The organism is Arthrobacter sp. 7Tela_A1, from assembly GCF_049311065.1.
Taxonomy (GTDB): Bacteria; Actinomycetota; Actinomycetes; order Actinomycetales; family Micrococcaceae; genus Arthrobacter_B.
Genome location: NZ_JAXIOO010000062.1, coordinates 1 through 10211, shown reverse-complemented (window position 1 = coordinate 10211; position 10211 = coordinate 1). Strand labels below are relative to the sequence as shown.

At 64.7% G+C, this 10211-nt stretch carries 10 protein-coding genes; 8 read left to right on the top strand and 2 right to left on the bottom strand.

Features of this window, described 5'->3' with window-relative positions; genetic code table 11:
* Positions 1-74 precede the first annotated feature (74 nt).
* From TVB01_RS16225 to TVB01_RS16205, 5 genes are all read left to right on the top strand, one after another.
* Positions 75-1001 (top strand): ABC transporter permease, encoded by a 927-nt coding sequence (locus tag TVB01_RS16225; RefSeq protein WP_422456937.1) that lies wholly within the window; start codon positions 75-77, stop codon positions 999-1001.
* Positions 994-1947: an ABC transporter permease gene (locus tag TVB01_RS16220; RefSeq protein WP_422456936.1), complete on the top strand. Its 954-nt coding sequence runs from the start codon at positions 994-996 to the stop codon at positions 1945-1947. Before TVB01_RS16225 ends, TVB01_RS16220 begins: the two co-directional genes overlap by 8 nt.
* Positions 1944-3659, top strand: coding sequence for a dipeptide ABC transporter ATP-binding protein (locus TVB01_RS16215; RefSeq protein ID WP_422456935.1), 1716 nt, complete (start codon positions 1944-1946; stop codon positions 3657-3659). The genes TVB01_RS16220 and TVB01_RS16215 overlap by 4 nt, the downstream gene beginning before the upstream one ends.
* 211 nt (positions 3660-3870) lie before the next feature.
* Entirely contained in the window at positions 3871-5793 is a 1923-nt protein-coding gene (gene typA / locus TVB01_RS16210; protein WP_422456934.1) for a translational GTPase TypA, read from the top strand.
* Positions 5794-5803: 10 nt separating this feature from the next.
* Positions 5804-6307 (top strand): hypothetical protein, encoded by a 504-nt coding sequence (locus TVB01_RS16205; RefSeq protein WP_422456933.1) that lies wholly within the window; start codon positions 5804-5806, stop codon positions 6305-6307.
* Between the two features lie 15 nt (positions 6308-6322).
* Here the strand turns inward: TVB01_RS16205 and TVB01_RS16200 are convergent, their stop codons facing one another.
* Together TVB01_RS16200 and TVB01_RS16195 are read right to left on the bottom strand one after the other, a co-directional pair.
* A complete protein-coding gene (locus TVB01_RS16200) occupies positions 6323-6847 on the bottom strand; it encodes an ArsR/SmtB family transcription factor (RefSeq protein ID WP_422456932.1) in 525 nt (174 codons plus the stop codon).
* Positions 6847-7095 (bottom strand): ferrous iron transport protein A, encoded by a 249-nt coding sequence (locus TVB01_RS16195; protein WP_422456931.1) that lies wholly within the window; start codon positions 7093-7095, stop codon positions 6847-6849. The genes TVB01_RS16200 and TVB01_RS16195 overlap by 1 nt, the downstream gene beginning before the upstream one ends.
* A gap of 123 nt (positions 7096-7218) precedes the next feature.
* On the opposite strand from TVB01_RS16195, the gene fdxA reads away from it, so the two are divergent.
* From fdxA to TVB01_RS16180, 3 genes are all read left to right on the top strand, one after another.
* Positions 7219-7542, top strand: coding sequence for a ferredoxin (fdxA, locus tag TVB01_RS16190; protein WP_066295741.1), 324 nt, complete (start codon positions 7219-7221; stop codon positions 7540-7542).
* Positions 7539-8693 carry a succinyldiaminopimelate transaminase gene (gene dapC / locus TVB01_RS16185; protein WP_422456930.1) on the top strand — a complete coding sequence of 385 codons (1155 nt, stop codon included), beginning with the start codon at positions 7539-7541 and terminating at the stop codon, positions 8691-8693. Before fdxA ends, dapC begins: the two co-directional genes overlap by 4 nt.
* A gap of 185 nt (positions 8694-8878) precedes the next feature.
* Positions 8879-10171 carry a citrate synthase gene (locus tag TVB01_RS16180; RefSeq protein WP_422456929.1) on the top strand — a complete coding sequence of 431 codons (1293 nt, stop codon included), beginning with the start codon at positions 8879-8881 and terminating at the stop codon, positions 10169-10171.
* The last annotated feature ends 40 nt before the right edge of the window (positions 10172-10211 follow it).

Here is a 10211-nt window from a genome sequence, read left to right as displayed (position 1 = left end):
CGCCACCAGGCAGCAAACAGGATCGTTACCATGCCACTACCTGCCAACACCCATGACCAAGGCAGGGCCCCGCGATGACCAGATATATCGCCCGCCGGGTCCTGCAGATGATTCCGGTGTTCTTCGGAGCAACGCTGCTGGTCTACTTCCTCGTTTTCTCACTGCCCGGTGATCCGATCGCGGCACTGTTCGGGGACCGGCCGGTTAACGAGGTTGTTGCCGCACAGCTGCGCGAGCAGTACAACCTGGACCAGCCGTTCATTGTGCAGTACCTGAACTACCTGAAGAACCTGCTGACCTTCAACCTCGGCAACGACTTCTCCGGCCGGCCCGTCGCGGAAGTCCTGGCCCAGATCTTCCCGGTAACCATGCGCCTGGCGGTGCTTGCCCTGCTCTTCGAGGCAGTTTTCGGCATCACCTTCGGCCTCATCGCCGGACTGAAGAAGGGCCGGATCTTCGACGGCACCGTACTGTTCGTCTCTCTGGTCGTCATTGCCATCCCGGTGTTTGTCCTCGGCTTCCTGCTGCAGTTCATCATCGGGGTCAAATTCGGCTGGGCGCCTCCGACTGTCGGAGCGAGCGCCGGCTGGAGTGACCTGATACTTCCCGCCACCGTCCTGGGACTGGCATCCTTCGCCTATGTCCTCAGGCTGACGCGCACATCCGTCATCGAAAACATGAACGCCGACTACGTCCGTACCGCGACGGCCAAGGGCCTCTCCCGCGGACGGGTCGTCAGCGTCCATATCCTGCGCAACTCGCTGATTCCGGTCATCACGTTCCTGGGTGCAGACCTCGGGGCGCTGATGGGCGGAGCAATTGTCACGGAAGGAATCTTCAACGTGCCCGGCGTCGGGCAGAAGCTCTACCAGGCCGTCATCCGCGGCGAAGGACCCACGATCGTCTCCATCGTGAGCGTGCTGGTCCTGGTGTACGTGGTGGCGAACCTGCTGGTGGACCTGCTCTATGCCTGGCTCGACCCAAGGATCCGCTATGAGTAAAAGCCAACGGACCCAGGAGCACTTTGTCGCCCCGGTGGATTCCGCCGGGCTGCCGGAGACCGATGCCGTCCAGGACGGCAAGGCACCCCTGAGCATGTGGGGGGAAGCCTGGCGGAACCTCCGCCGCCGGCCGCTTTTCATCATCTCGGCGTTCCTGATCCTGCTGATCATTACGGTGGCAGCCTTCCCCCAGCTCTTCACCCACCTCCCGGCCGACGGCGCCTGCTACCTAGCTGACTCCAACGCAGGCCCCGCCCCTGGACACCCCCTGGGCTTCACGCTCCAGGGCTGCGATGTCTACACCCGGCTGATCTACGGCACCCGGGCATCGCTGCTGGTCGGTGTCATTACCACCGCCTCCGTGGTACTCCTCGGCGGGTCACTCGGTGCGCTCGCCGGCTACTACGGCGGCTGGCTCGATGCCGTGATCGCCCGGCTCGGGGACATCTTCTTTGCCCTGCCCCTCATCCTGGGCGCCATCATCGTGATGCAGCTGCCGATGTTCCGTGAGAACCGGAACATCCTGACAGTGGTGGTGACACTGGTGGTCTTCGGCTGGCCGCAGATCGCCCGCATCACCCGAGGTGCAGTGATTTCCGTGCGGAACGCGGACTTCGTCGTCGCCTCCCGTGCCCTCGGCGTCTCCAAGTTCCAGGCACTGGTTAAGCATGTGGTGCCCAACGCCCTGGCGCCGGTGATCGTTACGGCGACCATCTCCCTGGGCACGTTCATCGTGGCCGAAGCAACCCTTTCCTTCCTCGGGATCGGGCTGCCGCCGGACATCATGTCCTGGGGAAATGACATTTCGGCCGCCCAGACCTCGCTGAGGGCCAACCCCGCAGCCCTGCTGTGGCCCGCCGGGGCACTGTCAGTCACCGTCCTCAGTTTCATCATGCTCGGAGATGCCGTGCGTGACGCCCTCGATCCGAAAGCCCGCAAGCTATGACTTCCAACGCCCTGCAGCCGGACACCGATCCGGCCCCGCTGCTGGACATCCGCTCGCTCGCGATTTCCTTCGATACCTCCAACGGAACGGTGGATGCCGTCCAGGACGCGAATCTCTCCGTCCTGCCGGGGGAGACGGTGGCAATCGTGGGGGAGTCGGGGTCGGGCAAGTCGACGACGGCGCTCGCAGCCATTGGCCTGCTGCCCGGCAACGGGCGCGTCAGCGGCGGCCAGATCATTTTTGACGGCGAGGACATTACCCATGCCAGCACCAAGCGCATCGTCGAGCTGCGCGGAAATTCGATCGGCATGGTTCCGCAGGACCCGATGTCCAACCTGAACCCTGTCTGGAGGATCGGGTTCCAGGTACGCGAAACCCTGAAGGCCAACGGCCGCCCTTCCTCCGACGAGGATGTGGCCCGGGTGCTGGGCCAGGCAGGCCTGCCCGACGCCTCTTCCCGTGCCAGGCAGTACCCGCACGAATTCTCCGGCGGGATGCGGCAGCGGGCGCTGATCGCCATTGGCCTTTCCTGTTCGCCGCGGCTGCTGATTGCCGACGAACCGACGTCCGCGCTGGACGTCACCGTCCAGCGGCAGATCCTGGACCACCTTGCCTCCCTGACGCAGGAAATGGGCACCGCTGTGCTCCTGATTACCCATGACCTGGGCCTCGCTGCGGAGCGCGCCCAGCGCGTCGTCGTGATGTACAAGGGCCGCGTCGTGGAGTCTGGTCCGGCGCTGGAGATCCTGACCAATCCCCGGCATCCGTACACCAGGCGGCTGGTGGACTCGGCACCGTCCCTGGCCTCCAAGCGGATCGACATCGCCAAGGAACGGGGGCTGGACGCGCCGGACCTGCTCGCGGCCGACGGGGGAGCCGCCCCTGAGGCCGGCAGCCCGGACACGGCACCCGGCATCATTGAGGTACGCAACCTCACCAAGGTCTTCAAGCTGCGCAGCGGGCTGGGCAGGCACACCGACTTCACGGCCGTGGACGACGTGTCCTTTTCCGTGGAGCGCGGGACCACCACCGCCGTCGTGGGTGAATCAGGCTCGGGCAAGTCCACGGTGGCGCGGATGGTGCTGAACCTGGAGACCCCGACGAGCGGAAGCATCCTCTTTAACGGCGTGGACATGACGACGCTGGACAAGAAGAAGCTCTTCGAATTCCGGCGCCGGGTCCAGCCGATCTTCCAGGACCCGTACGGCTCGCTGGACCCGATGTACAACATCTTCCACACCATCGAGGAACCGCTGCGGGTCCACGGGATGGGGGACAAGGCAAGCCGTGCCAGGAAGGTGCGGGAGCTGCTGGACCAGGTGGCGCTGCCCTCCACCGTGATGCGGCGCTTCCCCAACGAACTCTCCGGCGGGCAGCGCCAGCGTGTGGCGGTGGCCCGCGCCCTGGCACTGGACCCCGAAGTGGTCATCTGTGACGAAGCCGTTTCCGCACTGGACGTGCTGGTCCAGGCACAGATCCTGAACCTGCTCGCCGAGCTGCAGGCCGACCTTGGCCTGAGCTACCTCTTCATTACGCACGACCTCGCAGTGGTCCGCCAGATCGCGGACAACGTGTGCGTGATGCAAAAGGGGAAGGTGGTGGAAACCGGAACAACGGATGACGTCTTCAACTCGCCGAAGAAGGAATACACCAAGGCACTGCTGGAGGCGATCCCGGGTGCAGGACTCAAGCTGCCGCCCGCGGCTGCCTGAGGCCCCCTTCGGTTCCGCTGAAGAGCGCGCATTAGGGAACCTTTGGCAAAACGACTAGAATGGTATGGTGCCCGCTGACAGCGGCCTCTCGGTGACTTCTTACACGTGTGTTCCAACGCAGCATTTGTACAGAACTGCCGGACTTTCCGGATCGACTCCGGACCACTGTGAATTATCCCCGAACTGTAACCAATGAATTGAGTCTTCACGCATGTCAGAAACCAACACGGCTGTGAACAGCGCAGTGCGAAGCGATCTCCGCAACGTTGCTATTGTGGCCCACGTTGACCACGGCAAAACGACCCTCGTCGACGCCATGCTCAAGCAGACGAACTCCTTCGCCTCGCACGGAGATGTCGAAGACCGCGTGATGGACTCAGGCGACCTGGAACGTGAAAAGGGCATCACCATCCTGGCCAAGAACACCACCGTGTTCTACAACGGCCCCGCCGCCAACGGCGAAACCATCACGATCAACGTGATCGATACCCCCGGCCACGCCGACTTCGGCGGTGAGGTCGAGCGCGGCCTCTCCATGGTCGACGGCGTTGTGCTGCTGGTGGACGCTTCCGAAGGCCCGCTGCCGCAGACCCGCTTCGTGCTGCGCAAGGCCCTTGCCGCCAAGCTTCCCGTCGTGCTGCTGGTCAACAAGACCGACCGCCCCGACGCCCGCATCGATGAAGTTGTCAGCGAGTCCATGGACCTGCTCCTGGGCCTGGCCTCCGACCTCGCGGACGAAGTTCCCGACCTTGATCTGGACCTGGTCCTCAACGTTCCCGTTGTCTACGCCGCAGCCCGCGTCGGTGCTGCCTCCCTGGAGCAGCCGGCTGATGGCCAGGCTCCGGCAAACGACAACCTGGAACCGCTGTTCCAGACCATCATCGAGCACATCCCCGCTCCGACCTACGATCCGGAAGGTGTCCTGCAGGCGCACGTCACCAACCTGGATGCCTCCCCCTTCCTGGGCCGCCTGGCGCTGCTGCGCATCTTCAACGGCACCCTGCGCAAGGGCCAGCAGGTTGCCTGGGCCCGTGCCGACGGCACCATGAAGACCGTGAAGATCACCGAGCTGCTGGCCACCAAGGCCCTCGACCGTGTTCCGACCGAGTCTGCAGGCCCCGGCGAGATCGTGGCTGTTGCCGGCATCGAGGACATCACCATCGGTGAAACGCTGACCGACGTCGACAACCCCAAGCCGTTGCCGCTGATCACCGTGGATGATCCCGCAATCTCCATGACCATCGGCATCAACACCTCCCCGCTGGCCGGCAAGGTCAAGGGTGCAAAGGTCACCGCGCGCCAGGTCAAGGACCGCCTGGACAAGGAACTGATCGGTAACGTCTCCCTCCGGGTTCTGCCGACCGAGCGTCCGGATGCCTGGGAAGTCCAGGGCCGCGGCGAGCTCGCCCTGGCGATCCTCGTGGAGCAGATGCGCCGCGAAGGCTTCGAGCTGACCGTGGGCAAGCCGCAGGTTGTCACCAAGATGATCGACGGCAAGATCCACGAGCCGATGGAACACATGACCATCGACGTCCCCGAGGAATACCTCGGCGCCGTGACGCAGCTGATGGCTGCCCGCAAGGGCCGCATGGTCAACATGTCCAACCACGGCACCGGCTGGGTCCGGATGGAATTCATCGTTCCCGCCCGTGGCCTGATCGGCTTCCGCACCCGCTTCCTCACGGAAACCCGCGGCGCCGGCATCTCCGCGTCCATCGCCGAAGGCTACGAGCCGTGGGCCGGCCCCATCGAGTACCGCACCAACGGTTCGATGATTGCCGACCGTTCAGGCGTCGTGACGCCGTTCGCCATGATCAAGCTGCAGGAACGCGGCTCCTTCTTCGTGGAGCCCACCTCCGAGGTTTACGAAGGCATGATCGTCGGCGAGAACTCCCGCGCCGATGACATGGATGTGAACATCACCAAGGAAAAGCAGCTCACCAATATGCGTGCCGCTTCCTCGGACACCTTCGAGAACCTGACCCCGCCGCGCAAGCTGACCCTGGAAGAGTCGCTCGAATTCGCCCGCGAAGACGAGTGCGTGGAAGTTACCCCGGAGGCCATCCGCATCCGCAAGCTGGTCCTCAACGCCAACGAGCGTGCCAAGGTCACCCGCGCACGCGCCAAGGCGTAGCATCATCTCCATGGCATCCAGCCCCGGTCACCGGGTCCCGCGCAGGCGGGGCCCGGTGGCCGTTGTGCTTGGCGGCATTGCTGCCGGAGTCCTGGGGACCTCACTCCACGCCCAGGTGCTCTACGCCGGGGACACCCCGTTGCCTCTCGGCGCTGCGGCGGCGCTTCTTTTCAGCGCTGCCGTTTCAGTCTTCACCGGCCTGTGGGCACGCTCGGTCATGGTCAGCGCCCTGACGGGTGTCCTGACCTACGTGCTGCTGGGACTGTTCACCCTTGACCTCCTGGGCGGTCCGCTGATCGTGACGGGAACGGCCTCCGGGATCGAGCTGCCTGTCGTTACGGCAGGAATCGTGTGGCTTTACGGCCAGGCCGTGGCCACAGTGGCAGCGGTCCTCGTCTGTGCAGCGGTGCTGCGGCGCGAAGCGCGGTACCAGCGCAGCCATCCGGAGACAGCGCCCGGCGCGGCCTACGGCACCGACCCGGGCTACCGCCCGGGACCAGGGTCCCCGAGCTAGGCCAGGGTCCCTGAGCTAGACCTGGGGCGCAGCGGGAAGCTGTTCGGCGCCGGTACGGTCCAGGTGATGGGCCAGCATCAGAGAAGTCGGGGTGCCGTCCGCATCGGGTTCCCGCAGCGCATATTCATCGAAAACCGCCCGCAGGCGTGCCATCAGCCCGCGGCGGTTTTCTTCGTTAAGGCACACGCCCATGCGCATGACTTCAAGGTCCGACGGCGCGAGTCCGTCGATTTCCTGAAGGAACGTTTCGACCAGGACGGCGTTGGCTCCCTCCGGCAGGGACGTGCGCCAGCTGAGGCCGGTGGCCCGGTACGGGATTTCCTTCGCGCCCCGGTTCCCCGTGCGTGGTTCGCCGGCCGCCAGGAAGCCGGTGCCCAGCAGGGTGCGGACGTGATGCAGTGCGGTCGCAGGGTTCAGTTCCAGCGCTTCGGCGATTTCCTTGTTGGTCCGTTCCCGGTGCAGGCAGAGGCGGAGGATGCGCAGCCGGACGGGTGAACTCAGCGCGCGTCCCCGCGCTTGGATGTCCTCGTCGTTTGGCATCAGGCCAGCATACCGCCGCCCGGACGGGCCCTGCGGGCAGGAGGATCGGGAACCGGCTTGCCTGCCGTGACCAGGTGCCAGGGGATGGTCACCGGGCCGCTGCGGGTTTCAACGGTGCAGCTCTCCGGATCCAGTGCCGTGATGATCCCCAGGGCGTCAGTGAGCCCGCCCGGGATCCGGTAGCGGACGACGGCGCGGCGCCCGGTTCCGGCCTCGCGCAGCCGCGATTCGGGGGTCTGTGAAGTCACTGTTACATCGTACGCGGGAGCCTCCGGCTGGGAGATAATGGTCGTGGCCACTAACGTGGAAGCATTACCCCGTGGACATCTGCAGATCCCCGCAGATCCGCACACCAAGGAAGGCAAAGGGACGTGACGTACGTAATTGCGCAGCCATGCGTGGATGTTAAGGACAAGGCCTGCATTGAAGAATGCCCCGTGGACTGCATCTACGAAGGTGAACGCTCCCTCTACATCCACCCCGATGAGTGCGTTGACTGCGGCGCCTGCGAGCCCGTGTGCCCGGTTGAAGCCATCTACTACGAGGATGACACCCCGGAGGAATGGGCCGATTACTACAAGGCGAATGTCGAATTCTTCGATGACCTGGGATCGCCCGGCGGTGCAGCCAAGCTCGGCAACACCCATAAGGATCACCCGCTGATCGCCGCCCTCCCGCCGCAGAACCAGGAATGAGCGGAACTGACTCCCGGAGCTTCGGCCTGAACCTTCCGGAGTACCCCTGGGAAGCGATGGCGCCCTACGTCAGGCAGGCGCAGGAACACCCGGAAGGGGCCGTGAACCTTTCCATCGGGACGCCCGTGGATCCGACTCCGGACTTCATCCAGGAAGCCCTCGCGGGGGCTGCCGACGCTCCGGGCTATCCCACGACCCACGGCACCCCGGAACTCCGCCGCGCCATCGCGGACTGGTTTGCCCGCCGCCGCGGGGTCCCGGACCTGGACCCGCAGGACATCATGCCCACCATCGGTTCCAAGGAGCTTGTTGCCTGGCTCCCGCTGCTGCTGGGGCTCAGGGAAGGCGACGTCGTCGTACGTCCCACCGTTGCCTACCCGACCTACGACATGGGTGCCGTGCTTGCCGGTGCCACGCCGGTTGCGGCCGACGACCTCGAGGACCTGGACGCACAGACGCGGTCCCGGGTCCGGCTGGTCTGGGTCAATTCCCCGGGAAATCCGACCGGAATCGTCCGGGACGCCGATTCCCTGGCCAGGCTTGTGGAGCAGGCACGTGCGCTGGGCGCCGTTGTTGCCTCGGACGAGTGCTACGCAGAACTCGGCTGGGGCGAATGGGACACCGCACGCGGTGGACAGCCCGTGCCGTCGGTGCTGGATCCGCGGGTGAGCGGAGGCAGCAGCGATTCCCTGCTGGCCGTGTACTCGTTGAGCAAGCAATCCAATGTCGCCGGCTACCGCGCGGCTTTTGTCGCGGGGGACAGCGCGATCATCGCCAACCTCGTGAACAGCCGCAAGCATGCCGGCATGATCGTCCCGGCTCCGGTGCAGTCAGCCATGATGGCTGCCCTGTCCGAGGACGGACACGTCGCTGACCAAAAGGACAAATACCGTTCCAGGCGCGAACTGCTGGTCCCGGCGCTGGAAGCCTTTGGGCTGCGGATCGAAGCGTCCGACGCCGGCCTCTACCTGTGGGCCACCGCAGGAGAGGACACCTGGACCACCGTGGAACGCTTCGCAGCGCTGGGCATCGTCGTCGGTCCCGGCGTCATCTACGGCGAGGCGGGGTCCGGCTTCATCCGGGTAGCCCTGACCGGCAGCGATGAACGGATTGCCGCGGCCGCACGGCGGCTCACCGCTGCAGCGGGATAATTGGCCGGTGACACAATCGGAGCATGTTGCGCTTGCACAACAACATGGTTACCGATTAGTGGTATCACCCGGTCAGCCGGTAGCGTTTTAGCGAAATAGTTTAAGCACCGAATGTGTACTATGGGCGCCCCCTCCAAGGACGCGGGCCCGTAGCAGTGGGTTCTTCAAACTCCTGAAGGAGAGAAATGACTGAGCGACCAAGTGCCGAGCTGCACTATGGGAACGAACCGGGCGACAAGCTCGAACTGCCCCGCATCGCGGCCAAGGAAGGCAACGACGGGTTTGACGTCTCGAAGCTGCTGAAGCAGACCGGGACGGTCACCTTCGACCCGGGCTTCATGAATACCGCCGCAACCACCTCGGCGATCACCTACATCGACGGTGACGCCGGGATCCTGCGTTACCGCGGGTACCCGATTGAGCAGCTGGCAAAGCACTCGAGCTTCCTCGAAACCTCGTACCTGCTGATCTACGGCAACCTGCCCACGCCTGCGGAACTTGATTCCTTTGACCAGCGCATCCGCCGCCACACGCTGCTGCACGAAGACCTTAAGGGTTTCTTCGGCGGCTTCCCGCGTGACGCCCACCCGATGCCGGTGCTCTCCTCCGCCGTCAGCGCGCTGTCCACGTTCTACCAGGACTCGCTGGACCCGTTCGACGAAGAGCAGGTGGAACTCTCCACCGTCCGCCTCATGGCGAAGCTTCCCGTCATCGCTGCCTACGCGCACAAGAAGAGCATCGGCCAGCCCATGCTCTACCCGGACAACTCCATGAACCTGGTGGAGAACTTCATGCGGCTTTCCTTCGGCCTGCCGGCCGAGCCGTACGAGCTGGATCCGAAGCTGGTCAAGGCACTGGACCTGCTGCTCATCCTGCATGCGGACCACGAGCAGAACTGTTCGACGTCGACTGTCCGCCTGGTCGGCAGCTCGAACGCCAACATGTTCGCCTCGATCTCCGCGGGCATCTCCGCGCTCTTCGGCCCGCTGCACGGCGGCGCCAACGAAGCCGTCCTGAACATGCTCCGCGACATCCAGTCCACCGGCATGGCGCCGGAGGACTTCATGGAGAAGGTCAAGAACAAGGAAGACGGCGTGAAGCTCATGGGCTTCGGGCACCGCGTCTACAAGAACTACGACCCGCGCGCCAAGATCGTCAAGGCAACCGCACACGAGATCCTCGCGGACCTCGGCGGCAATGACGAACTGCTGGACATCGCGATGCGCCTCGAAGAGAAGGCCCTCGCGGACGACTACTTCATTGAGCGCAAGCTCTACCCGAACGTCGACTTCTACACCGGCCTGATCTACAAGGCCATGGGCTTCCCGGAGAAGATGTTCACCGTGCTGTTCGCCATCGGACGCCTGCCGGGCTGGATTGCCCAGTGGCGCGAAATGATGCAGGACCCGCAGACGAAGATTGGCCGCCCGCGCCAGCTCTACACGGGCCTCCCGGAGCGCAACTACCCGGAGCGCTAAACCCCAGGACCAACACGGCCGTGCCCGCATCCACCAGGAT